Raw genomic sequence first — 24,345 nt, 5'->3', positions numbered from 1 at the left:
CGCTCACGGCATCAGGTCGACCGGCAGCGTCTTGTCGAGCGTGTCGTGCCACGCACGGATCGTCTTCGGCACGGTCCGCTTCCACGCGGGCACGTTCGAGTAATAGCGCATCCGTACGTTGCTCTGCGCATCGAACACGAGCAGCCCGATCCACAGCCCGGTGCCGCGGCGCATCACGATCGCCGCATTCGTGGTCGCGATGCCGCGCACCCAGTACGACGTCACGCGTGCGCCGAGCCCGTCGAGATCCTTCTCGTCGGCGCCGTAATTGACCGTATCGACGAGCGCCTGGTAATCGGCGCCCAGCAGCCGGTGCGCGGCCGCATTCTGCTGCGCGTCGGCGAGCACGTCCAGGCTCACGAGATCCGCGGGCGGCTTCGCCTGCGCCTGCGACGCCGTCACGTAGTCGCCCAGGTAGACGACGCCCGCGCCCGCGCCGCAATCGGCGTCGTCGCCCTGCTGCACGACCTGCACGCGGGCGCCCGTGCGGCTGAAATCGAGCCGGCATCGATCGTGCCGGAACGTGCCGCGGTTGCCGTGCAGTTCGATATCGCCGCCCAGCTCGCCGACATTCGCGCCGTTGTTGGCGCTCAGTTCGAAATGAAGATGCGGCGCCGTACCGGTCAACGTCAGCACGCCGCCGAACGACGGATTGCCGCTGTCGCGGTACCACGTCTGCTGCCAGCGGTCGGCGGCCAGCGGCGTGCCGTTCAGGCTCGCGAGCCGTTCGCGGTAGCGGTCGTCCAGGCACAGCGCGTCGTCGCCGCAGCGGTCGCGCTGCTTGAGCCACTTCAGTTGCGCGGCCTTCGACGCGGCCGTGTCGCCGCCTTTCGCGAGCGCCTGCCGCCACGCCGCCGCCAGTTCGCCGTCGAGCTTCGACAGCCCGGCATCCGCGCAGATCGCCTTCTCCGCCGGCGAAACCGCCTTCGCGCAGTCGAAGCCGGCCGCATGCGCGGCGAGCGGCAACAACGTCAGCATCAGCAGCGCGGATGCCGCGACGGATCGCCGTGGCGGGCGGCGCACATCGCATGCAGGCATCGCGACTTGCTCGCCGGGATTCGATCGGTTCGGAAGAGTCATGTCTGGATCGTCGCTGAGTGGCGCGCCCGTCAACGCAGCCTGCGGCCGCATTCCACGGGGCAACGCCCGGCCCGGCACGGGGCCCATGCCGGGGCTCGCCGAAGCCTAACCCGAATGCGCGACGCCGATCAATCGATCGGTGGATGCCGGCGCGGCCGTGGCGTCGGTCGCGCGGCATTGCGCGATGCCGTCGCGCAGCGCGGCCTCCGTCGCCGCATCGAGGATCCCGATGAACACCATGACGCCGCCGCCGTCGTGCGCGCCCGGCCCTTCGTCCTCCGGCGACGAGAAGCGGATGCGCCGCGCGGCGACCTGGCACACGCGCGTGGCCGGCGTGCCGTGCGCATCGGCCACGCGCACGATGCCCTTCGCACGCAGGATCGTGCGCGGCAGCGCCTTCAGCCATGCGCGCAACCGCACCTTGTCGAGCACGTCCGGCGCGGCGACGGTCACGCTCGCGAAGGCCGGCATCGCATCGTGCCCGATCGGCCGGTGCGGACGCGCGATGGCCGGCACGCGGCGGCCCTCCGGCACGGCCGCGTCGAACAACAGCGCCAGCGGGATCTCGCCATGCCGCGCCGCGACCACGATATCGGTCGGCGCACCCGCGCGCACCGCGTCGAGCGCCGCATCGCGCCGCGCCGGCGCCAGCAGGTCGAGCTTGGTCACGACGATCGCGCCCGCGCCGTCGAGCTGGCGCTGCGCCATTGCGCCGACGAGCGGATCGGCGAGCGTGTCGCGCCACGCGAGCGCATCGGCGACGACGAGCACCGACGTCAGCCGGAACGCGCCGTTCAGCAATCCGATCTGCGCGATCTTCGCCGGGTCGGCCACGCCGCTCGCTTCGACGAGCAGCAGCTCGGGCCTGATTTCGCGCGTCGCGACTCGCGTCAGCGCATCGACGAGCGCGCCGCCGATCGTGCAGCAGATGCAGCCGTTGTCGAGTTCGATCACGTCGTCGCCGCGCGCGCGCACGAGGCGTGCGTCGATGTTCACCGCGCCGAAATCGTTGACCAGCACCGCGATGCGCCGGCCATGCGGCGCCTGCAGGATCGCGTTGACGACGGTCGTCTTGCCCGCGCCGAGATAGCCGCCGACCACCGCGAGGTCGATCGGCGCGCGCGCGGCCGCGGCGGGCTCGACGATGCCGGCGGTCGCGCTCATCGCGGCGACCGGAACACGCGCCCGCCGAGCACGGTGCCCCACACGGCCAGTTCCTTCAGGCGTGCCGGCGCGCACCGCGACGGATCGTCCTCGAGCACCGCGAAATCCGCGAACTTGCCGACCTCGATGCTGCCGACGAGATGATCCATCCGCAACGTGTACGCCGCGCCCAGCGTGATCGCGTGCAGCGCGTCGTCCACGCCGAGCCGCTCGCCCTCGCCGAGCACGCGCCCGGACGCCGTCTCGCGCTGCACCGCGCACCACGCGGTAAACAGCGGGTTCAGCGGCGTGATCGGCGCATCCGAATGCAGCGCGAACGGAATGCCGAGCCGCCGCGCGGAGCCGGCCGCGTCCATCCGGTTCGCGCGATCGGGGCCGATGGTCTGGCTGTAGTGCGCATCGCCCCAGTAGTACAGGTGATTCGCGAAGAAGTTCACGCACATCCCGAGCGCGCGAATGCGTGCGAGCTGTGCGGCGTCCGCCATCTGGCAATGCTGCAGCGTATGGCGATGATCGGGGCGCGGATGGCGCGCGAGCAGCGTCGTCATCGCGTCGAGCACGACGTCGGTCGCTTCGTCGCCGTTGGTATGCACGTGCAGTTGCAACCCCGCGCGATGGAACGGCTCGAACACGTCGACGAGCTGCGCGGGCGGGATCAGCCACAGCCCGTTCGGCTGCCCGCCCGCGTAGCCGGGCCAGCGCACGCGCGCGGTAAAACCCTGGATCGAGCCGTCGACGATGAACTTCACGGGCCCGAAATGCAGCTTGTCGGTATTGCGCCCGATCTCCGCGAGCACGCTGTCGGCCGAGCGCGCCGGGTTACGCTGCGGCGCGAACGCCGGCACGATCCGCACCGGGTAATCCGGATCGGCGGTCACTTCGTGCAGCGTCCGGTTGCCGTCGGCCGACAGGTCGTTGACGAGATCGGTAGCCGTCGTCACGCCCGCGAGCTGCGCGACGCGCCCGAAGTTCCGGATCGCATGCGGCTTCTCGCTGGCCGAAATCGCCAGCTTGCCGCCGATCGCCTGATAGACCGGCAACATCGCCGCGAACTCCTGCAGCTCGCCGGTCGGGCGGCCGTCGGCATCGCGTGACACGCCGTCGACGTCGGTGTCCTCGTCGATGCCCGCCCGCGCGAGCATCGCGCCGTTCACGTTCATCAGGTGCACGCTCGCATGCAGGATCGCGATCGGCCGGCGCGCCGACACGCGGTCGAGCTCGCGCACGCTCAGCCGCGCCGTACCGAAGAAGATCGGATCGAAGCCCCATGCGAGCAGCGGCCCGTCGTCGGTCATCGCGCGCTCGGCGCCGGCGAGCCGCTCGAGCACCGCATCGAGCGAGCGCAGGCCCGGCCACAGCGTGCCGTCGGGGCCGCGCCGGTCGTAGTAGCCGACGTACACGGCGTCCCACATCGCGCCTTCCATCAGGTGGCAGTGCCCTTCGACGAGCCCCGGCATCAGCACCTTGTCGCGCAGCGTCGTATCGGTCGTGCAGGCGCCGAACCGCGCGGGCCACGCGGCCGCGTCGGCGGCCTCGCCGACCGCGAGGATGCGGCCGTCGCGCACGGCCACGTGCGTGGCCGACGGCTGCGCGGGATTCATCGTCAGGATGCGGCGCGCCGTGAAAACCGTCACGGGGGCGCCCGGGGAAGCGGATGCTGGCATGGGAAGCTGCTCTCCTTGCGGCGGATCGCCGATGCGTCAGGATACGGCGTATTGCTTCACGGGACGACCGTGCAGCATGGCATGCACGGCCGCGACGACGAGCACGTTGACGACCAGGCACACGAGGCCGAGGTTGACGCCGCCGAAGCCCACATGGAACACGTAGAAGACCATCGCGAGCGCCTGGCCGCAGATCATCCCGGCGCCCACCGCGACGGGCCACACCCGGCGTCCCGCGAGCAGGATCAGCACGCCCGGCAGGAACTGCGTGACGCCGTAGTACGTGGTGTTGATCAGCGTGAGCATCAGGTTCGGCGTGAGCAGCGTGGTCGCGATCGACAGCAGCAGGTAGCCGACGATCACGTATTTCGCCGCGCGCTTCTGGCGCGACTCGGGCAGGTTCGGCATCAGGTTGCGCGTGACGATGGGTCCGATCGCGAGGCAGATGCCGGCCAGCACGAGCAGCCCCGACAGCGCGGCGCCCGCCGCGACGAGGCCGATCAGCCAGCCGGGCAGCAGATGCATGACGGCGGCGAAGAACGCGTCGTTCGGCGACGCGAGCGTGAGGTGCGCGGTGATCGCGTAGTACGACGCGATCACGAGGAACGGATACATCAGCATGTAGAGCGGCATCGCCACCTGCGTACGCCGGATCGCGTCGGGCCCGCGCGCGGTGAAGAAATTCTGCGCGGCGAACGGCATCAGGTAGAAGCCGAGCGACTGGAACAGCATCGTGCTCATCGAGAAGCGCAGTTGCGCGCCGCTCATCGTGTTGCTGACCTGGCGGCTCGCGGCGTCGAACACCGGGTGCACGCCGCCCGCCTGCCACGCGACGGCCACGCCGGTCACGACGATCGCGAGCACCATCAGGATGTCCTTCAGGATGGCGATATACGCCGACGCGCGCACGCCGGAGATCGCGATATAGGTGAACGCCAGCGCCGCGCACACGAGGATCAGGTACAGCGGCTCGACCTGCCAGCCGAGCCCCTTGAGCGCCGCGACGAGCCCGGTGAACTGCAGTTGCCCCCACGGGATCAGGAACAGGATCGACGCGCACGCCACGGCAAGCTCGAGCCCGCGGCTGCGGTAGTGGCCCTTGAACAGGTCGGGCAGCGTGATCGCGTTGTGCCGCTTGCCGGCCTCCCAGATCTTCGGGCCGACGAAATAGCCGATCGGGTAGGCGAGCAGGATGTAGCCGAGAAACCAGACGCCGTAGGTCGGCCCTTTCGCGTAGATGCCGCCGGGAAAGCCGACCATCGTGCCGATGCTGTAGATCTCGCCCGCGGTCAGGAAGAACACGAGCGCCGTGCCGAACTGGCGCGACGCGACGAAGAAGTCGTGCACGCTCTGCTTGCCGCGGCCGCGGCCGGACCGGACGGCGAGATAGAGCGACAGCGCGATCAGCGCGACGAAGACGATCGTTGACATGCGCACCTCGGCCAAAGGACGGAAAGCGTGGGGTTCGCCGGAAAGCCCGTGCGGCCGGCGCGCCGCGGGACAGCGGATGCGCGCGCTATGCGGCGCCGCCCGCGCGGCGATCGAACAGCATCCAGCATGCGAACAGGCAGCCGGAAGTCAGCACGAACCACGCGAAGATCCACATGAAGACGAACGGCACGCCCAGCACGTAGCGATCCTGCGCGGCGACCCAGGGCAGCACGCCCATCACGCCGAGATACGGAATACCGATGCCGATCAGGTACCTGAGCATGCGTGTCTCCTCGAAAGCCGGTTCGTGCGGAAGGGCGGTACGCGGGGGCGGCGGATATCGCCTGAACGGCATCCGGCGTCGAATCCAGTATTCGAAGACAAAAAGGCGCGGGATAGTGCCAGACGCGGGCAATCGCTTGGGCCAGTGGTCTGCCGCCCGGTCGGTGCGGAAACGATCGAAGAGGCGCGCCTTGACCCGATGGCGCGAGCGCCGTGTGCGCGTGATCGACAGCCCTGCCGGGCGCGGTCGGGAACCGCGCGGGCCATTCCGTGACGTCAGGCGCGCCGCGCTGCGTACGCTCCGGCACGTCGTTCGCAATTCGCATTGCGCTCGCGCCGGATTCGCGCCGACAGGCTGGGGAAGCGCTGCGGACTGCGGGCGGCACGCGCCAGGCCCCGATCCCCGAGCGCGCGCAATGCGGTCGTTGCCGTCGTCGAACCGATGGAGCGGCAATCTCCGCGCACGATGCGGAGATCCCCCCGCCGATTCACCGCACGACTCGTCATTCTCCACACATCCTGCGGAGAATGACGCCCTGTTCACCGCGCCCCCGCCCGCTACCGCGCCCGACCCGCCCTGCCCTTCGCCGCCGGCGCGGCGTTCCCGAGCCGCTCGGCGAGAAACCCGATGAACGTGCGCAGCGTGACGAACCCTTCCCGATGCTGCGGAAACACCGCATTGAGGGTGATCGGCGACGGCGCATACGCGTCGAGCACCGGCACGAGCGCGCCGCTGTCGAGCGCCGCGCCGACGATGAAGTGCGGCAGCAGCGCGATGCCGAGCCCCGCGATCGCCGCGTCGCGCACGACTTCGCCGTTGTTCGCGACGAGCGGCCCTTGCACGTCGAACGTGCGCGCGGCGCCATCGACGCGGAACTCCCAGCCGACGCGCCGCTCGCGCCCGTACAGCACGCACGTGTGGCCGGCCAGATCGGCCGGCGTCGCCGGCGTGCCGTGCCGCTTCAGGTACGCGGGGCTCGCGCACGCGATCATCTGCCACGCACCCAGCGGGCGCGCGATCAGCGTCGAATCCTCCAGCGAGCCGATCCGCAGCACGAGATCGAAACCCTCGCCGATCAGGTCGACGCGCCGGTCGGTCAGGTCGAGGTTCAGCCGCACGGCCGGATGCGCGACCAGGAATTCGGCGATCAGCGGCGACACATGGGTGATCCCGAACGACAACGGCGCGCTGATCTTCAGCGACCCGTGCAGCTCGGTGCTGCGCACCGACATCGCCTGCTCGGCGTCGGCGATCTCCGCGAGGATCCGCTGGGCCCGCACATAAAACTCCTGCCCCGATTCGGTCACCGCGAGATTGCGCGTATTGCGGTGCAGAAGCCGCACGCCGAGCGACGCCTCCAGCGCCATCGTGCGCCGGCTGACGAACTGCTTGGACAGCATCAGCTGATCGGCCGCCGCCGTGAAGCTGCCCGCGTCGACGGTCGCAACGAAGATCCGCAAGTCGTTGAGTTCCATATTGTCCACTCCATAGCGACAGTCATTATCTCTACGGCGATTTATTTGTCAAATCGATTGACCTAAGATTCATCTCAACGAACGGCCGGGCCCACTTCCGAGGTCCGGCGACTTCAAGGACAGAAATCATGATCGAAATCCGTGCAGCAAACCAACGTGGCCGTGCGGAGCATGGCTGGCTCAGTTCCCGTCATACGTTTTCGTTCGCGAATTACTACGATCCGAAGCAGGTCGGCTTCTCCGACCTGCTCGTGATCAACGACGACCGCGTCGCACCGGCCCGCGGCTTCGGCACGCACCCGCACCGCGACATGGAGATCCTGTCGTACGTGCTCGACGGCGCGCTGGAACACAAGGACTCGATGGGTACCGGTTCGGTGATCGTGCCGGGCGACGTGCAGCTGATGAGCGCGGGCACCGGCGTGCGCCACAGCGAGTTCAACCACTCGCCGGAAATACCGGTCCACTTCCTGCAGATCTGGGTCGGGCCGGCCGAGAAGGGCGCCGAGCCGCGTTATCAGCAGACGAATGTCGCGGCCGGCGACAAGCGCGGCAAGCTCACGCTGGTCGTGTCGCCGAACGGCGACGCCGGTTCGCTGAAGATCCGGCAGGACACGCGGATTTACGCGGGCCTGTTCGACGGCGCTGAACGCGCCACGCTGGACCTGGCGCCGGACCGCTTTGCCTACGTGCACGTTGCACGCGGCAGCCTGACGGTCAACGGCAAGACGCTCGGCGAGGGCGACGGCGCACGCATCCGCGGCGAACGAACGCTGACGTTCGCCGACGGCGACGACGCCGAAGTGCTGGTGTTCGACCTGCGCCCGGTCGAAGTCACGGCCGAATGGGCATGACGCCCGTTCGGGAAACCGGGCCCCGCTGAAGCGGGGCCCTTTTAATCGGAGATTCGCAACATGGCCAAGGTACTCGTTCTCTACTACTCGTCCTACGGGCACGTCGAAACGATGGCGCAACACATCGCGGAAGGCGCACGGTCGGTGCCCGGCGTCGAGGTCACGCTCAAGCGCGTGCCGGAAACGATTCCCGTCGACCAGGCAAAGGCGATCGGCGTGAAGGTCGACCAGGCTGCGCCGGTCGCCACGGTGGACGAACTCGCCGACTACGATGCGATCATCTTCGGCACGCCGACCCGCTTCGGCAACATGGCCGGCCAGATGCGCACGTTCCTCGACCAGACCGGCGGCCTGTGGATGAAGGGCGCGCTCGTCGGCAAGATCGGCAGCGTGTTCGCGTCGACCGGCACGCAGCACGGCGGCCAGGAAACGACGATCACGTCGTTCCACACGACGCTGCTGCACCACGGGATGGTGATCGTGGGCGTGCCGTACGCCTGCAGCGGGCTCGTCAACATGAACGAAATCACCGGCGGCACGCCGTACGGCGCGACGACGCTCGCGGGCGCGGACGGCAGCCGCCAGCCGAGCGCGAACGAACTGGATATCGCGCGTTACCAGGGCAAGCACGTCGCGACGCTCGCGAGCAAGCTCGCGTCGTAACACGCCGCACTACCCCGCCATGTGACGTCACGTCACGCAAGCGCAAACGCAAACGGCGCCGGTCGATCCGGCGCCGTTTGCGCGTTGTGCGGCTTTCCGGCCGTTACTGGCCCGACGCCGGCGCGGCGGGCGCCGCCTTCGTCGCGGGCGCCTTCTGCGCGGCATTCTGCGGATAGTTGCTCTGGTCGTTGGTCAGCCGGTAGCCGCTGCCCGTGCCGATCGACTTCAGGTCCGATGCATGCCGCGCCCGGGCCGCCTTGCGGGCGGCCTTCTTCTGCGCCTTGTCGAGCTGCTTCTGCGTCGGCGCTGACGCCGGGTCCTGCGCGTACGCCGCCGGCGCGGCGGTCAACAGCAGACCGCACGACGCCATGACTGCCACTGCTACCGAAACCACGCGAGACTGCTTCATGGCCGGATCTCCTTGTCGATTGTTGGTTGTGGGTAAGACACCGGCGCGCACGCGACGGCCTGCGACAACGGCGCCGATGCAACGTTAGCCGATCGCCGCGAGATTGTCCGTGTGCGTTGCCGAATTCTCCCGATAACGGCGCCGATACGTGCGCGCCGCCGGCGCCGCCGTTTCGGCACCGCGTCCGCGCCATCCGGGAAACCGATAACGCCCGGACGCCCCGCCCGACCGGTGCTCAAGCGCGGCGCGACAACGGTAGCACGCCAGCGGAATCGATACGACGAAGGCCGCCGGCACGCCGTTCAACCCCATTCCGCGCCCGTCGAACGCGCCGGCTTCCACGCCGACCCGGCACGCGCACGGTGCCTGCCCTGCCCGGCGCGGCGGCGTTCACGAAGGTAATGGCGATGCCGCACCGGGGCGTAAAGGCGTGGGCGCTCACGCTCACGCACGGGTTGCGGGTTGCGGGTTGCGGGTTGCGGGTTGCGGGTTGCGGGTTGCGGGTTGCGGGTTGCGGGTTGCAGGCAGCAAGCAATCCGCATCAAACGCCCACCCCGCCGCCCGCATGCAACAAAGGCGGGCCTCCGCCCGCCTTCCGATGATGCGCGGCCGCGCTGCACCCGCCCCGGGCCACAACGCGGCCGCGAACCCGCCGCGTTACTTCAGCCGCGTCGCGATTTCATTGCCCATCGCCTTCATCGCGGCCTTCGTCGGCGCATCGCCGGCCAGCACGTTCAGCAGACCGAAATCGTGAATCGTGCCGTCGTAGCGCGTGGTCGTCGCGTCCACGCCGGCCGCGTCGAGCTTGCGGCCGTACGCTTCGCCTTCGTCACGCAGCACGTCGAACTGCGCGACCTGGATCAGCGCGGGCGGCAGGCCCTTCAACTGCGCGGTGCTCGCGCGCAGCGGCGACGCGTAGATCTCGTTGCGTTGCGCGTCGTTCTTCGTGTAGGCGTCCCAGAACCACTTCATCATCGGCCGCGTCAGGAAGTGGCCCTGCTGATACGTGTTGTAAGAACCCGTGTCGAAGTTGTGGTCCGTCACCGGCCACAGCAGCCCCTGGAAGCGGATCGCGGGTCCGCCCTTGTCCTTCGCCATCAGCGCCACGACGGCCGCCATGTTCCCGCCGACACTGTTGCCCACCACCGCGAGGCGGCTGCCATCGACGCCGATCTCCGCGCCGTGCGCGGCCACCCACTTCGTCGCCGCATAGGCCTGGTTGATCGCGACCGGGTAATGCGCTTCCGGCGACGGCGTGTAGTTCACGAACACCGCGACGGCGCCCGACTGCACGACGAGATCGCGCACCAGGCGCTCGTGCGTCGGGAAATCGCCGAGAATCCAGCCGCCGCCGTGGAAGAACATGAACACCGGCAGCGTGCCCGTCGCGCCCTGCGGGCGCACGATCGTGACCGGCACCGACAGGCCGTCCTGCTCGATCGTGCGATTCGACACGTCGATGCCGGACAGATCCACCTTCGCGCCGTTCTGCGCGTCGACCAGCACCTGGCGCGCCTTCGCGGGGCTCAGCGTTTCGAGGCCCGGGCCCTTCTGGCCGTTCAGCGCGGCGAGGAACCCGCTCGTCGTCGCGTCGGGCCGGACGGTGTCGGCGCCGGCGGCGAACGCGGCAGGGGCGGTGGACAGGGCGGCTGCGACGGCGGCAGCGATCAGCAGCGGCTTGACGATCTTCATGATGGTATTCCTTGGCTCAACAGGTGAATGACGATGGATGTTTCGCAGTACGTGACATCAGGCGAGCGTCAGCGTGACGTCGATGTTGCCGCGCGTCGCGTTCGAGTACGGACAGACGACGTGCGCACGGTCGATCAGCGTTTGCGCGGTGTCGCGATCGAGGCCCGGCAGCGAGATCTTCAGTTCGACCTCGATGCCGAAGCCGTTCGGGATCGCGCCGATACCGACGCTGCCTTCGATCGCGGCGTCCGCGGGCATCGCGATCTTGTCGCGGGCCGCGACGAACTTCATCGCGCCGATGAAGCACGCGCTGTAGCCGGCGGCGAACAGTTGCTCGGGGTTCGCGCCCGCACCGCCCGCGCCGCCCAGCTCGCGCGGCGTGGTCAGCTTCAGGTCGAGGTTGCTCTCGGGCACCGTCGCACGGCCGTCGCGGCCGCCGGTGGCTTTTGCATGGGCGCGGTACAGCACTTTTTCGATCGACATGACAGACTCCTTTTCAATCAGTGAGTGAAACAGCCTTCCAACCCGGGGCCGCTTGCCGGTGGCGCTGCCGCCGGCATCGCGTTTGTTTATCTACTCATAGATAGATAAACAGCCCCAAAAAAATGCAGGGGATCGATCCACCTGCTCCAATCATCTATCTATCGACAGATAGACAACCAAACCCAAAAAAAGGCGGCGAACCGCCCGACCGCTTGCGCTGCCTGTCAGGGCCGCGTTTTCCAGACAGCCTCGACATCCTCGAGACGCGCCCGCGTATGGAACAGCCGGCTGGCCAGCACGCTGCCCTGGAACGCCGCGTACAACGTGCGCGCGGCCGTTTCGGGCTTGCCGCTGAACTGCAGCGTGCCTTCCTTCGCACCCTGCGCCAGCAATTCCGCAAGCCAGCTTTCGTTGGCCTTGAAAAACGCCTGCACCGCGTGCCGCACGTTCTCCGGCAGCGATTCGATGTCGGCCGCCAGCATCCCGCACAGGCAGATGCGGTCGCCGTCGCCGAGCGTCCGGCCGAACAGCTTCGTGTACAGGCTCAGCTTCACGTCGGCCGGCAACGCCGGATCGATCGCCCGCATGGCCGCGACGACTTCGTCGCTGTAGACCGCCACCGCTTCCAGCACGAGATCGTCCTTCGACGGGAAGTAGTAGTGGATGCTCGACGTCTTCACGCCCACCAAGTCGGACAGGTCTCGATAGCTGAAGCCGTTGTAGCCGCGCAGCATCATAAGCGTGATCGCGTGGTCGAGAATCTGTTCGCGGACGGTCGGTTTCGGTTCCATGGATCGAACTTTATCTACTCATAGATAGACAGTCAAGGACTTTCTTCAGAGTGCGACACATGATCCGCCTCTGCGCGCGGAAGCGGCCCGTGTGCCGGCCCCGGAGGTCGCCACTGCGAATTCCGCTCGCATCCGCTACCTTCGTCGAGCGGGTTTGCGACAGCCATCCGCCGACACAACGCAAATCGAGTGATCGCGGATTGACCGGGGCAGACGGCTCCCGGCTCCCGTCGCCCCGACGTCCAGGAACACCGGCCCCAGGCGCCATGACAGACAAGCTGCCGGGTCGGGAAAAACACCGTGCGACCTGGCCATCGCTTCCTGCCATACCAAAGTAGATCAGCAGGCTACCGTCGACCGGAACCAGTGCCACCCTGCGAGGTCGCCATGCCGGCCTGTCACGCGCCCGGCTTAGTCGCAATGACGTTTCCGACACTATCCAGGTAATGAGTGCCTGTATCGGTTTGGCCGTCGATCGGGTGCGATACCGTCGCGCCTTGCGCCGGAACGGCGCCCGGCGCGCTTGCTGCGCCACCGACCGACGCTCCTGGAAGGTTCCCCTGGGGCACGGCGGCGCCTTGTCTTTGCGCCGCCGCCACCGCAGCAGCCGCATCGACGATACCCGCACCAGCCGGACGGGCGCGACAGGACAGCGACGCTCCTGCCGCCCCGGATCGGGCCGTCTGCTTCAGGATGTCCGCGATTCTTGCCGGCGAGAGGGCCGGGTTGACGGTCAGCATCAGCGAGACGACCCCGGCAACCTGGGGGGCCGCATAGCTGGCGCCGCTCCCCGCGTTATACGCGTCGCTTCGGGGAACGCTGGTACCCGTATTCGTGGTCGACCATACGTTGGCGCCGGGCGCGCTCAGCGTGATGTTCGGGCCGAAATTGCTGTCCCACGCACGACGGCCGGTGTTGTCGGTCGACCCGACGGCAATGACCCCTCGACAGTTGGCCGGTCGGTCCCGGGCGGACCGGACACCATCGTTCCCGGCGGCGACGACGATCGTCGAGCCGGCCGCGACGACATCGTCGATCGCATGCTGGAGTGCGTCGCCGCATGGGCCGTTGCCGCCGAGGCTCAAGTTGATCACTTTGGCAGGGTAGGGATTCGCAGGTACGTTCGGAACGGCTATACCGGCCGCCCACCGAAGTCCGTCGATGAGGTCGCTGGTCGGTCCGCCGCATTTGCCGAGCACTCGAACCGGCAGGATCTTGCCGTACCAATTCGCGCCGACGATCCCGATGCCGTTGTTCGCGCTCGCTCCGATCAGGCCCGCCACCCTCGTGCCGTGCCAGGAACTCGTGTGCGGGTCGCACTTGCGGAACGGGCCTGTCGGATCGTTGGACTCGTCTTTCGTCACCCAGTCGCCGGGATCGGTTGCGTCCGGCCCGCGCCCGTGACCGTTGTTGCCGGTGATCGTGCTGGTGAGAAAGTCGTACCCGGGGAGCAGGTTGCCGACGAGATCGGCGTGCGGAACATATCCGGTGTCCAGCACGGCGGTCACGACACTCGGCGCCCCCGTCGTAATGTCCCAGGCACCGGGTAAATCGATGCCGGCCGCCCCGCTCATGAAATTCCATTGCCTTGCAAACTCCGGGTCCGTCGGTATCGCCCGCACGGTCATCGCGTCGTCAAGCTCCACGCCGGCCACGTCCGGGTCCGCCGCGAACGCCGATGCGAGCGGCGCAAGACGGTCCGCGGAAACGACGTCGTCGACGGCAATGAGCGCTGTCGACGCGAACAGCATTCGTGCCACGCGTGGCGCCGGACTGGCTCTCGTCGCGGCATAGACCTGCTTGCTCACGCTCTTGCCGGTCGTCCTCGACATCACCCGGGCGATCACGGCGTCGAAGCGACGGGCCGGATCGAGTGTGGCCATCGCCCGGGCGCCGGGGCCCATTCCCGTGGTGGGCAGCAGCGTCACGATCAGGCCGGTCGCGCGTCGATCCACATCCGCCGTGGCAGTCGCCGGAGTCGTCCGGTCCTGGGCATCGCAGCGGGTATCGTCGGCAGGCGGTGTCGGTGGATTCGCAGGAGCGACAGGGGTCGGGCTCCCCCCACTATCTGCCGGCTTCGTCGGTACGACAGCCGGCGGCTTGCCGTCTCCTCCGTCGCCTCCCCCACACCCCGCGATCGGGCCGACGGTCGCGACCAGGAGACAGGCGTACGCCACCTGCAAAGAAAACTTCATAGAGACCCCGTGTTGTGTTGGCAGGCCCACGTGCCCCCCGGCCGTAGAGCAAAGCCGGAATGTCGGCTCGAGGTGCCGCTGCACAAAGCGCCCGGCACTTGGGGTGACCACTCTATCGACGACCCGGCCCGATTAATGTCGTCACTTCGTCGACGTTCGTAACGAATTCTTCAATTCCTGCTCGATAAAAGCGACAATCCTCGCTCAAATGTCAACTGCTTAGGCATGCTTAATTTTATGATTTGCTTATCGGAGAATCCCGTTGAATCCCCGGCCCCGGTCATCTACTTGAACCGACGGGCAGGCACAAGACCGTGCTTGCGCCTCATCCCGGGCCGGCCGTGACGGCAGGATCGTGCTCGATGAAGGGCGCATCGTCGAGGAAGGTTCGCACCGGCAGTTGCTGAAGGGCGGCGGCATCCATGCGGCGCTGTGGGCGCACCCGCGCGGCGGGCGGGTTCCCCCGCGAAACCGGGGAGGCCGCGCAGCAAGCCAGCGGCGCGATCCGCGCCGCCCGGGCCGCCATGGCAAGATGGCGCACGTCGATCGGCGGCGTCACCGACCGCGATCGCATGCCCGGCGGCCGCACGCCGCCGCCCGGTTTCATATCGACCGACACGGATCAAGGAATACGCCATGACCACGCGACCGGATATCGCCACTGCGCTGGATGCGCCCGATTCCGTACTCGACGACGTCGAGCAACGCTTCGTGAGCCGGATCCGCGAGCACGGATGGTTCCGCACCGAAGTGTTCGCGGAAGCGGACAATCCGGGCTTCTCGTTCACGACCGGGTTCTGGGTGAACCACGGCTTTCCGGAGATCATCGTGTTCTCGTTGCCGGCGCGCATCGTCCACGACGTGCTGTGGGACGTCTACCGGATGATCGCGGCGGATACACCGCCGCCGATCGGAGAAGTTACGGCGGCTGTCTACGGCAACGCGAACGCGCTCCTGATGCCGGTGGCGAAGGCGCACTACGCCGCGCACCTCGGCTGGAACCGCTGGTTCTACGGCAACGACGAGTTCCCGTGCGTCCAGTTGCTGTGGCCCGACCGCAACGGGGTGTTTCCCGGGCAACCGGGTGCGGACGATGCGTTGAACGCGGCGCAGCCGCGTCTGTACGAGCCCAGGGGCGATCGGCATTGAAGCACGCCGAGCGGTGCCGGGCAGCCTCGGCAACCGGCGACGCTCGCACCGGGCAGCCAGCGTCATGCCGTTGCGCGCGCACCGATCCCCGCGCGGCCTCATAACGATCCGACAATTTATTGGTTCCCTTGACGATACGCGATCCGTATCGTTCACCGATTCGCCAGACTCATCGACCAACAGGGGAACCCGATAATGAAACCAATCCGGTCATTCGCACTGCTCGCGCTGCCGGCCGCGCTCTTCGCCGCCGGCGCACATGCACAAAGCAGCGTCACGCTGTACGGCATCGCCGATGCGGGCATCGCATACGTGCACAACGCGCAGAACGCGAACGGCAGCAACGCGTCGAGCCTCGTCAAGTTCAGCAGCGGCAACCTGTCGGGCAGCCGCTGGGGGCTGCGCGGCACCGAGGATCTCGGCGGCGGCCTGTCCGCGCTGTTCCAGCTCGAAAACGGCTTCAACATCGGCACGGGCGCGCTCGGCCAGGGCGGCCGCGAATTCGGCCGCAAGGCCGTCGTCGGCCTCGCGAGCAGCACGTACGGCACCGTCACGCTCGGCCGCCAGTACGATCCGGTCGTCGATCTCGTGCAGGGCCTCACGCAGGACAACTACTTCGGCGGCGTGTTCGCGACGCCGGGCGACCTCGACAACTACGACAACAGCCTGCGCGTCAGCAACTCGGTGAAATACACGAGCCCGCTGATCTCCGGCTTCCAGTTCGAAGGCCTGTACGGCTTCGGCGGCGTCGCGGGCGCGACCGGCAGCGGCCGCACGTACAGCTTCGGCGCAAGTTACGCGAACGGCCCGCTGTCGCTCGGCGCCGGCTTCTTCTACGCGAACGGCGGCTCCTCGGTCACGAATGGCGTGCGCACCTGGTCGAGCAGCTCGGACACGCTGTTCAACACCGTGATCAACCAGGGCTTCTCGAGCGCGAAGTCGATCCAGATCGTGCGCGTGGCCGGCCAGTACGTCGCCGGGCCGGCCACCTTCGGCCTCGCGTATTCGAACACGCAGTACGGCGCGGACACGCTGTCGGCCTTCACCCAGAACGCGAAGTTCAACAACGGCTCGGCGTTCTTCAACTGGCAGTTCTCGCCGGCGCTGCGCGCGGGCGTGGGCTACAACTACACGTCGCTGACGGGCCCGGCTTCCGCGCACTACAACCAGGTCAACCTCGGCGCGGATTACGCGCTGTCGAAGCGCACCGACCTGTACGCCCTGTTCGGCTACCAGAAGGCGAGCGGCAACACACTCAACGCGAACGGCGCGCTCGTGAAGGCCGACGCGTCGGTCGGCTCGTACGGCGTGAACTCCGGCACCGACACGCAGGAACTCGCGATCGTCGGCATCCGCCACAAGTTCTGATCGCGTCGTCGCGCGACGACGACAACCGGCAGGCGCGCACCTCGGTGCGCGCCTGTCGCGTTTACACTGTCGGCGTTCCCGTTCCGCACAACACAAGGAGACCCGAATGCTGACCGTATGGGGGCGCCGCAACGCGTTCAACGTCCAGAAGGTGATGTGGCTCGTCGACGAGCTCGCGCTTGCGCATCGGCACGTGCCGGCCGGCGGGTCGTTCGGCGAGCTCGACACGCCGGGTTTTCTCGCGATGAACCCGCACGGGCGCGTGCCCGTGATCGACGACGGCGGCACGGTCGTCTGGGAATCGCACAGCATCCTGCGCTACCTCGCCGCGCGCTACGGCGCGCCCGCCTTCTGGCCCGCCGACCCGGCCGAGCGGTCGCGCGCCGACCGCTGGATGGACTGGTCGCAGACCACGCTGCAGCCGGCGTTCCTCAACGGCGTGTTTCGCGGCTATTACCGGACGCCGCCCGAACAGCGCGACACCGAGCGCGTCGCGCAGAGCATCGCGCAGTGCGCGCAGCATTTCCGGCAGCTCGACGCGGCGCTGGCCGGGCAGGCGTTTCTCGCGGGCGACACGCTCTCGCTCGCCGACATCGCGGCCGGCACGCATCTGTATCGCTATTTCGAACTCGACATCGCCCGGCCGGACCTCCCGCACGTGCAGGCATGGTACGAACGACTGCAGGCGCGGCCCGCGTATCGCACGCATGTGATGATTCCGTTCGACGACCTGCGCGGGCGGCTCGACTAGGCATCGCGCCGGCCATCGAACGACGGGGCGTCATGGCGGCGGCGCAGGTTGCCGAGCGCGACGCCCGCCGGATGTACACCTCTCGTCGCAATGCGGGTCGTGACCGGCCCGCCCCACTACGGGCAATGCCATGCGCACTCAGGATCTTGCGGTCGATTCGGTCTTCCGGCCGGACAACTTGGTTGCCGTGTCTCGCAACGCCGGGCTGGACGCGTTGCGCGCCTGCCTGACGTTGCTGGTGGTGTTTCACCACTGCGCGATCACCTACGGTGCGGTCGGCGGCTGGTACTACCACGAGGTCGCCGCGGGCCCGTCGGTGCAATCCGCGCTGCTGACGCTCTTCTGCGCGATCAACCAGGCGTTCTTCATGGGCCTGTTCTTCTTTCTCGCGGGCTACTACACGACGGGCTCCCTCGAGCGCAAGGGCCCCGCCCGTTTCCTGGCCGACCGGTTCCTCAGGCTCGGCCTGCCCCTGCTGGCATACGGCTTCCTGATCGGCCCCGCGACGATCGCGCTGGCGCAAGCCGGCGCGGGGCACCCGTTCGCGGCGACGCTGGGCCGCCTGTGGCGCAGCGGCACGTTCGAGAACGGCCCGATGTGGTTCGCCGAGGCGTTGCTGATGTTCAGCGTGGCCGCGGCGCTCTGGCGCACCGCGTTCCCGCGCACCGGGGCGCGCGGTGCGAACCGGCCCGCTCCGCCACGCTTCCCGTCGGACCGGACCCTAGCCGCGGCGGCCCTGCTGACGGGAGGCGCGGCGCTGGCGCTGCGGTCCCGATGGCCGGTCGGCGTCAACGTATCGGGGCTCCAGCTCGGGTACTTCGCCAGCTACGTCGTGTTGTACGCCGCCGGCTGCCGGACGGCGGGCGGACGCTGGATCGAGCGCTTTCCGGCGCGGCAGGTCGCCCTGTGGTGGCGCATCGCGTGGCTGGCGCTGCCGGTCCTGCCGCTCGCCTACCTGCTCGCGAAGCACGTGCCCGCGCTGCGCGGCCGTCCGCAGGCGGTGATCTATGCGTTCTGGGAGCCGCTGGTTGCGTGGGGCGCGATACTGTTTCTCGTCAGCCGTTTCCAGCGCCGCTTCGAACGGCTGAAGGGCGTATGGCAACCGCTGTCGCGACGCGCCTACACCGTCTACGTCATCCATCCGCCCGTGCTGGTGGCCGTCGCCCTCGCGTGGAGAACCGTGCCGGCCGCCCCGTTCCTGAAGTTCGCCGTGACCGGCTGCATCGCGTGCGTCGCGTGCCATCTGATTGCCGGCCTGCTGCTTCGCGTGCCGAGGCTAGCGTCGATCCTGTAGCGCCGTTGTGCCCCGCCGCGCGGCGATACGCCAGACCGCCGCGGCCGTGATGCCGAATACCAGGTGAGCCGCCAGCGTGATCGCGCCGCGCACCGGAATGAACCACGGAAAAATCGCGGTGAACCCGTAGAGGTTGACGCCGTACAGCGCGAGGCCGAACACGCCGCCCGCGAGTAGCGCGGCCGCTAGCGACAGGCGGCGGATCATCGTCGCCAGCACGGCTGCATAGGCGAGCGACAAGCCGAGATGCACGAGGGTCGCCGCGCCCAGGATCGACGCATCGAGGCCGGCGGCCGGGACGAGCACGTGACGCCCCATCACGATGGCGGCCGTGAGGCGCGTGTCGCGCCACAGGTTCCCGATCGCGTCGTCGCCCACGGCCGACCAGAGCAGCAGTTCGGCGACGGTCGATCCGGTCGCGGCGCCGAAGGCAGCCCAGAGAACCGGAATCGGACCGGCCCGCTTCAACGGATCCTCCCATCGGGACCGGCACCCGCATCGAAACGGCAGGCGCCCCATTCGCCCGGAACGCGCGGCGTACGCGCGCGATACCGGATCGGGCGATCGCGCAAACTTACGCGCCGCCTTCGCAATCCGTCCAGTACGCGAAAGGATCGCGATGTTTCGGATAGTTCTCGTCCAGCCATTTCAGCAACGTCGCGCGGGCGTTGTCCATGTCGGCCTTCAGCGACGAGGTGGTCAGTTCGTGCACTTCGATGGATTTTTCGCGATCGACCACGAAGCAGTTCCAGTCGGGGCCGTCCAGATCCGGATCGTCGGACGCCTTCGACGACTTGCCCCAGCCGAACCCCTTGCGGGCGTCGATGTAGTAGCGCGGATGCACTTTCAGATACGACATCTCGCCGCCCTGCAGGCTGCTCTCCGCGCGAAGCACGTCGTGCGTGTCGACGATCTGCGTGACTTCCGGCAGCCGGCGCGATCGCCATCCGGCCGGCAGCGTGGCGATTGCCTTGACGCTGTCGTACATGCCCCACTCCAGCCCCCAGGCTTCTGCCATGCGCTTCATGAAGGCGTCCGCGTTCGGATAGCCGCGCAGCTGGATCCGGGTCGACAGCGTGACGTCAACCCCGCGGCGCCCGCCCGGGCCGGCGGACGCCACGTTGCCATCCGTTTCGAACGGATTGCCCGGCCGCGACGCGCGCGTCGCTTCCGCGGGCGCCATGCCCGAAAACAGCTGGTCGAGCGCCGCACGCGCCTTCGACGACTTGTCCGGCCTGTTCATCGCTGACCTCCCGTGCATCCGCACGGCTGCAAACATGTTCGATTCTCGTTCATTTCTCTCCACCTCATCGTTTTTCGCGGTCGCATTGTCGTCGATCCGGCGGCCCAAGCCTAGCGCCGCGCATTGCGCGCCGTTTCCCGCGCCCCGGCCGGGGCGCCTAGCCGCCGTTCCCCAACGCCGCCCGCATCCTGTCCATCAACGCCAGCACCTCCGGCCGGTTTTCTCCCTTCGCATGCACGAAGTAATACCGGAGCACCGAATCGACCTCGTGCCGGCTCACGCGCACGAGCCCGCTGCGCGCGAGATAGGCGTCGGCGAGCGGCACGCGCGCCAGCGCGACGCCGAGCCCCGCCTCGGCCGCGGCCAGCACGAGGTTGTAGTCCTCGAAACGGCGGTCCTGCGCGCGCGGCTTGAACGGCACCCCCAGTGCATCGAACCACGTGCGCCAGCCGGTCACGTCGGAGTCGTGCAGCAACGGCATGTCGAGCAGCGCGGCATCGCCGCGACGGCGGCGCTCCCCTGCCAGTTGCGCGGCGAGCCGCGGATGCGCGACAGGATAAAGCCGCTCGGGCATGAACGCGCGCGTCTCGAGCCTACGCCAGTTGCCGCGCCCGTACCGGATCGACAGATCCGCTTCGCCGCCGGCGATATCCACGTTGCGAAGCTCGATGCCGAGCTCGATCCGCAACGCGGGCGCCGCGTGCTCGAGCGCATGCTGCCGCTCGAACAGCCACAGCTGCGCGAACGCGGGCACCACGCTCAACCGGACCAGTCGCGGCGTGCGCGGCGAGCGCCACTGATCGGCCGCGCTGTCGATGATCGCGAATGCCTGCTCGATGCGGCCGACGAAACGCTGCCCGTCCGGTGTCAGGCGCACGCCGCGCGCATGCCGCTCGAACAGCATCAGGCCAAGCCAGTTCTCGACGGCGGCCACCCGGCGGCTGATCGCGCCGTGCGTGACGCCGGCGACTTCGGCGGCCGCCAGGAACGATCCTTCGCGCGCGACCGTGCACACCGTCTCCAGGCTCGCGAGCGGCGGCCGCGAGCCCGGCGCCGACGCCGGCACCGCGGCGGACACCGCCTCCGATCCCTGCTTCGCGCGGGCCGACGCACCGGCCGGCCGCCGGCTCGAGCTGTGAATCATGGTCATATCCGTGTGCTGATCTGTGCGCTAGCTTAACATCTCGCCGCGCCGCATCATGGCCGCATGAACACGCTCTCCAACCCTTCGCCGCGCACTGCGCGGCAGCCGCTGGCCGCGGCCGGCGCGGTCGCCTTCACGATCGTCTCGTGGGCGTCCGCCTTCCCGTTCATCCGGATCGGCCTGCACGGCCTGACCCCGCTCCAGCTCGCGGCGGCGCGCTTCGCCACCGCGGCCGTGCTGATCGCCGTCTGGCTGGCGGTGCGGCGGCCGAGCCTGCCGACGCGGCGCGACACGCGGCGCTTCCTGCTGTGCGGCTTTCTCGGCATCGCGCTCTACAACGCGCTGCTCAATACCGGCGAGCAGACCGTGTCGCCCGGCGCGGCCAGCTTCATCGTGAACACGCTGCCGATCTTCACGGCGCTGCTGGCATCCGTGTTTCTGGGCGAGCGCTTCAATCGCTGGGGCTGGCTCGGCTCGCTGGTCAGCCTCGCCGGCATCGCGGTGATCGCGAGCGGGCAGCCGGGCGGCCTGGTGCTCGGCGCGGGCAGCACGCTGATTCTCGGCGCGGCCCTGTGCTCGGCCAGCTACTTCGTGCTGCAGCGGCGGCTGATTCCGGTGTACGGCGCGCTGGCCTGCACCGCGTACACGCTGCTGGCCGGTGCGCTGCTGCTCACGCCGTGGCTGCCCGGCGCGCTCGTCGCGCTCGGCGGCGGATCGCGCGACACGCTGCTGGCGGTCCTGATGCTCGGCATCTTTCCGGCCGCGCTGGGCTACGCGACGTGGACCTTCGCGCTCGGCTACTTCGGCGCGGCGCGCGCCGCCAATTTCCTCTATCTGACGCCGGCGGTCGCGACGCTCCTGTCGATGGCGCTGACGGGCGAGCGGCCCGGCATCGAGACGGTATGCGGCGGCCTGCTGGCGATCGCCGGCGTGATCTTCGTGGCGTTGCGCGGACGCTCCTAGGATCGCGGCGACAGCGGCCGGCCCCATCGCTGCCCGATACCTTGCCGGCGAGCGGTCGAAGTGTACCCCGGCTTCCGCAAGACCGGATGCATCGCGCAGGCAGTTGCTTCGCGCCCGTTCGCAGGCACGGCCGGATTTGACCGTTAGTTGCATAAAACCAGGAGATCGATCTCGATGAAACGCGGCTGCGCCATCGGCGGCACGATCGTGGGGTCCGAACTGTGCAGACAAATCGACCGAACAGTTCCGGATTGACCGCGCGTCAGTGTCCATGGCTTCGCCGCGTCGACCGGCCGAATAATGGATGCGTCCGTAAGGCCGCCGACAGCGAATCGCAGCCTGCAGTCCGCTGCGGCGCACGATTTCCGGCCTCCGCCGCGTACTGCATCGGGGCGCCGGGCGCGCCGTGGCCGCCTCGCGACGCGATTCGCTGCAGCGCGCCAATCCGGCTTCATATATATTCATACGAATTGCACGGCGCCGGGCGCCCGTCCACCGGCTCGACCGGGCGGCGCGGCGTGCGGCGGAACGCCGTGCAAGTGAAGCCCGTGATGGGTATGGAGACGCGTCCGATCGCCCCGACCTCGCCGTCGGCCGGTCGAGACGTCAAGAGAAAGATCATTCAATTCGGAGATGGCAGATGGAACGAAGCACTGTCGGCATGCGCTGCAAACCCCTGATCACCGTCGCGCTGGCTGCAGCCGCATTCGCGGCCGCATCGACCGCGATGGCCGACCAGGTCGTCAAGATCGGCAGCGTCGAACCGACGACGGGCGGCATCTCGCACCTCGGCAAGGACAACGAGAACGGTGCGCGCCTCGCGGTCGAGGAAATCAATGCGAAGGGGCTCACGATCGGCGGCAAGAAGGTCACGCTGCAGCTCGACGCGCAGGATGACGCGGCCGACCCGCGCCAGGCCACGCAGGTCGCGCAGAAGCTCGTCGACGACAAGGTCGTCGCCGTCATCGGCCACCTGAACTCGGGCACGTCGATCCCGGCGTCGAAGATCTACAGCGACGCGGGCATCGTGCAGATCTCGCCGTCGGCCACGAACCCGACCTACACGCAGCAAGGCTTCAAGACCACGTACCGCGTGGTGGCCACCGACGCGCAGCAAGGCCCGGCACTCGCGAGCTACGCACAGGCGAAGGGCGTGAAGAGCGTGGCGGTGGTCGACGATTCGACCGCCTACGGCCAGGGCCTCGCGAACGAGTTCGAGAAGAAGGCCAAGGCGCTCGGCCTGAAGGTGGTGTCGCACGACGCGACCAACGACAAGGCGGTCGACTTCCGCGCGATTCTCACGAAGATCAAGGGCGAGAACCCGGACGCGATCATGTACGGCGGCATGGACGCCACCGGCGGCCCGCTCGCGAAGCAGGCGAAGCAGCTCGGCCTGCGCGCGAAGATCCTGTCGGGCGACGGCGTGTGCACCGACTCGCTGGCCGAGCTGGCCGGCCCGGCGGCCGACAACGTGCTGTGCTCGCAAGCCGGCGCGGCGCTCGAGAAGATGCCGGGCGGCGCGGCGTTCGTCGCGAAGTACGAGAAGCGCTTCAACCAGGGCATCAAGTTCGACGCACCGTTCGCGTACGACGCGGTCTACATCGCGGTCGACGCGATGAAGCGCGCGAACTCGACGGATCCGGCCAGGATCCTCGCCGCGATGCCGGCGACGAAGTACGACGGCGTGATCGGCACGACGACCTTCGATTCGAAGGGCGACCTGACGCACGGGATCATCTCGATCTACGGCTACAAGAGCGGCAAGAAGACCTTCCTCGACCAGGTCAAGATGTAATCCGCCGCGGCGCCGGCACGACGGGAACGCCACCCGTCGGCGCCGGCGCCGCGCCGGCCGATTTCTGATTCACGGAGACGAAGCATCATGTGTGCAATGGCGTATGCGGAATTTCAACAGGAGTTGAAGAAGGCACAGTTGACGGCGCGCGAGTTCGCCCGCCTGATCCGGATGAATGAAAGTTCCATCACCAACTATTCGAGCAAGGGCACCGTCCCGTCCCACCTCGCGGTCATCGCGAAACTGATCGGCACGCTGGCCGCGCACGAGATCGACTTCCGGCGCGTGATCCGGCAGATGCGGATCGAACCGAAACGGCCGCGCGGCGTCGGCGTGTTTCCCGCGGCGGACAAGCCGCGCACCCGCAAGACGGTAAAAGCCGACGCCTGAGCCCGGCCATGCGTCGGCCGCGTCGGGACGCCCGCCGCGCGACGCCGGAATGGCTGTCGTCTCG

At 68.4% G+C, this 24,345-nt stretch carries 24 protein-coding genes and 1 pseudogene; 9 read left to right on the top strand and 16 right to left on the bottom strand.

What is annotated here, in order from left to right; translation table 11 throughout:
* Positions 1 to 3: 3 nt before the first annotated feature.
* From GQ56_RS0107645 to GQ56_RS0107620, 7 genes and pseudogenes are all read right to left on the bottom strand, one after another.
* Complete coding sequence (locus tag GQ56_RS0107645) at positions 4 to 1,038, bottom strand: lysozyme inhibitor LprI family protein (protein ID WP_031398092.1); 1,035 nt, start codon at positions 1,036 to 1,038, stop codon at positions 4 to 6.
* Positions 1,039 to 1,185: 147 nt separating this feature from the next.
* Positions 1,186 to 2,244, bottom strand: coding sequence for a CobW family GTP-binding protein (locus tag GQ56_RS0107640; protein ID WP_052007214.1), 1,059 nt, complete (start codon positions 2,242 to 2,244; stop codon positions 1,186 to 1,188).
* Positions 2,241 to 3,908: an amidohydrolase gene (locus tag GQ56_RS0107635; RefSeq protein ID WP_031398090.1), complete on the bottom strand. Its 1,668-nt coding sequence runs from the start codon at positions 3,906 to 3,908 to the stop codon at positions 2,241 to 2,243. The genes GQ56_RS0107640 and GQ56_RS0107635 overlap by 4 nt, the downstream gene beginning before the upstream one ends.
* 36 nt (positions 3,909 to 3,944) lie before the next feature.
* Complete coding sequence (locus GQ56_RS0107630; RefSeq protein ID WP_031398089.1) at positions 3,945 to 5,339, bottom strand: sodium:solute symporter family protein; 1,395 nt, start codon at positions 5,337 to 5,339, stop codon at positions 3,945 to 3,947.
* A gap of 85 nt (positions 5,340 to 5,424) precedes the next feature.
* Positions 5,425 to 5,622 (bottom strand): DUF3311 domain-containing protein, encoded by a 198-nt coding sequence (locus GQ56_RS0107625; RefSeq protein ID WP_031398088.1) that lies wholly within the window; start codon positions 5,620 to 5,622, stop codon positions 5,425 to 5,427.
* Between the two features lie 205 nt (positions 5,623 to 5,827).
* Positions 5,828 to 6,069 (bottom strand): annotated as a pseudogene (locus GQ56_RS46445) (DUF4172 domain-containing protein); the annotation flags it as partial.
* Between the two features lie 110 nt (positions 6,070 to 6,179).
* A complete protein-coding gene (locus tag GQ56_RS0107620) occupies positions 6,180 to 7,097 on the bottom strand; it encodes a LysR family transcriptional regulator (protein WP_031398087.1) in 918 nt (305 codons plus the stop codon).
* Between the two features lie 128 nt (positions 7,098 to 7,225).
* Between GQ56_RS0107620 and GQ56_RS0107615 the strand changes: the two genes are divergently transcribed.
* The gene (locus GQ56_RS0107615) at positions 7,226 to 7,951 is read left to right on the top strand and encodes a pirin family protein (protein ID WP_031398086.1); all 726 of its coding nucleotides are present in this window, start codon (positions 7,226 to 7,228) and stop codon (positions 7,949 to 7,951) included.
* Between the two features lie 60 nt (positions 7,952 to 8,011).
* A complete protein-coding gene (gene wrbA / locus GQ56_RS0107610) occupies positions 8,012 to 8,614 on the top strand; it encodes an NAD(P)H:quinone oxidoreductase (RefSeq protein WP_031398085.1) in 603 nt (200 codons plus the stop codon).
* Positions 8,615 to 8,717: 103 nt separating this feature from the next.
* Here wrbA and GQ56_RS0107605 read toward each other — a convergent pair whose 3' ends face one another.
* The 6 genes from GQ56_RS0107605 to GQ56_RS45845 form a co-directional block, all read right to left on the bottom strand.
* Positions 8,718 to 9,023 (bottom strand): hypothetical protein, encoded by a 306-nt coding sequence (locus GQ56_RS0107605; RefSeq protein ID WP_031398084.1) that lies wholly within the window; start codon positions 9,021 to 9,023, stop codon positions 8,718 to 8,720.
* Between the two features lie 657 nt (positions 9,024 to 9,680).
* Entirely contained in the window at positions 9,681 to 10,715 is a 1,035-nt protein-coding gene (locus GQ56_RS0107595; RefSeq protein ID WP_031398082.1) for an alpha/beta hydrolase, read from the bottom strand.
* A 57-nt stretch (positions 10,716 to 10,772) separates the two neighbouring features.
* The gene (locus GQ56_RS0107590; RefSeq protein ID WP_031398081.1) at positions 10,773 to 11,198 is read right to left on the bottom strand and encodes an organic hydroperoxide resistance protein; all 426 of its coding nucleotides are present in this window, start codon (positions 11,196 to 11,198) and stop codon (positions 10,773 to 10,775) included.
* A 224-nt stretch (positions 11,199 to 11,422) separates the two neighbouring features.
* Entirely contained in the window at positions 11,423 to 11,989 is a 567-nt protein-coding gene (locus GQ56_RS0107585) for a TetR/AcrR family transcriptional regulator (protein ID WP_031398080.1), read from the bottom strand.
* 398 nt (positions 11,990 to 12,387) lie between these two features.
* Positions 12,388 to 14,184, bottom strand: a complete 1,797-nt coding sequence (locus GQ56_RS0107580) for a S8 family peptidase (protein WP_081894854.1) — start codon at positions 14,182 to 14,184, stop codon at positions 12,388 to 12,390.
* A gap of 325 nt (positions 14,185 to 14,509) precedes the next feature.
* Positions 14,510 to 14,743 carry a hypothetical protein gene (locus tag GQ56_RS45845; protein WP_152601681.1) on the bottom strand — a complete coding sequence of 78 codons (234 nt, stop codon included), beginning with the start codon at positions 14,741 to 14,743 and terminating at the stop codon, positions 14,510 to 14,512.
* A 77-nt stretch (positions 14,744 to 14,820) separates the two neighbouring features.
* Here GQ56_RS45845 and GQ56_RS0107570 point away from each other — a divergent pair, with 77 nt between their 5' ends.
* The 4 genes from GQ56_RS0107570 to GQ56_RS0107555 all read left to right on the top strand — a co-directional run bounded on the left by GQ56_RS0107570 (position 14,821) and on the right by GQ56_RS0107555 (position 18,746).
* Complete coding sequence (locus GQ56_RS0107570; protein ID WP_052007213.1) at positions 14,821 to 15,333, top strand: DUF4262 domain-containing protein; 513 nt, start codon at positions 14,821 to 14,823, stop codon at positions 15,331 to 15,333.
* A gap of 195 nt (positions 15,334 to 15,528) precedes the next feature.
* The gene (locus GQ56_RS0107565; RefSeq protein WP_031398076.1) at positions 15,529 to 16,701 is read left to right on the top strand and encodes a porin; all 1,173 of its coding nucleotides are present in this window, start codon (positions 15,529 to 15,531) and stop codon (positions 16,699 to 16,701) included.
* A gap of 106 nt (positions 16,702 to 16,807) precedes the next feature.
* Positions 16,808 to 17,452: a glutathione S-transferase family protein gene (locus GQ56_RS0107560; protein WP_031398075.1), complete on the top strand. Its 645-nt coding sequence runs from the start codon at positions 16,808 to 16,810 to the stop codon at positions 17,450 to 17,452.
* Positions 17,453 to 17,639: 187 nt separating this feature from the next.
* Complete coding sequence (locus GQ56_RS0107555) at positions 17,640 to 18,746, top strand: acyltransferase family protein (RefSeq protein WP_235212655.1); 1,107 nt, start codon at positions 17,640 to 17,642, stop codon at positions 18,744 to 18,746.
* Here GQ56_RS0107555 and GQ56_RS0107550 read toward each other — a convergent pair.
* The 3 genes from GQ56_RS0107550 to GQ56_RS0107540 all read right to left on the bottom strand — a co-directional run bounded on the left by GQ56_RS0107550 (position 18,729) and on the right by GQ56_RS0107540 (position 21,139).
* Complete coding sequence (locus GQ56_RS0107550; protein WP_031398073.1) at positions 18,729 to 19,214, bottom strand: hypothetical protein; 486 nt, start codon at positions 19,212 to 19,214, stop codon at positions 18,729 to 18,731. The genes GQ56_RS0107555 and GQ56_RS0107550 overlap by 18 nt on opposite strands.
* Positions 19,215 to 19,320: 106 nt before the next feature.
* A complete protein-coding gene (locus GQ56_RS0107545; protein ID WP_031398072.1) occupies positions 19,321 to 19,989 on the bottom strand; it encodes a hypothetical protein in 669 nt (222 codons plus the stop codon).
* 157 nt (positions 19,990 to 20,146) lie between these two features.
* Positions 20,147 to 21,139, bottom strand: a complete 993-nt coding sequence (locus GQ56_RS0107540) for a LysR substrate-binding domain-containing protein (RefSeq protein ID WP_031398071.1) — start codon at positions 21,137 to 21,139, stop codon at positions 20,147 to 20,149.
* 57 nt (positions 21,140 to 21,196) lie between these two features.
* On the opposite strand from GQ56_RS0107540, the gene GQ56_RS0107535 reads away from it, so the two are divergent.
* From GQ56_RS0107535 to GQ56_RS0107525, 3 genes are all read left to right on the top strand, one after another.
* Positions 21,197 to 22,096, top strand: a complete 900-nt coding sequence (locus tag GQ56_RS0107535) for a DMT family transporter (RefSeq protein WP_031398070.1) — start codon at positions 21,197 to 21,199, stop codon at positions 22,094 to 22,096.
* A gap of 640 nt (positions 22,097 to 22,736) precedes the next feature.
* On the top strand, positions 22,737 to 23,891 hold the full coding sequence (locus tag GQ56_RS0107530; protein ID WP_031398069.1) for a branched-chain amino acid ABC transporter substrate-binding protein: 1,155 nt from the start codon (positions 22,737 to 22,739) through the stop codon (positions 23,889 to 23,891).
* Positions 23,892 to 23,978: 87 nt separating this feature from the next.
* Positions 23,979 to 24,281, top strand: coding sequence for a hypothetical protein (locus tag GQ56_RS0107525; RefSeq protein ID WP_031398068.1), 303 nt, complete (start codon positions 23,979 to 23,981; stop codon positions 24,279 to 24,281).
* Positions 24,282 to 24,345 lie beyond the last annotated feature (64 nt).

Source organism: Burkholderia paludis (genome assembly GCF_000732615.1).
GTDB classification, from domain to species: Bacteria; Pseudomonadota; Gammaproteobacteria; order Burkholderiales; family Burkholderiaceae; genus Burkholderia; species Burkholderia paludis.
This window is presented reverse-complemented; position numbering and strand designations above follow the sequence as displayed.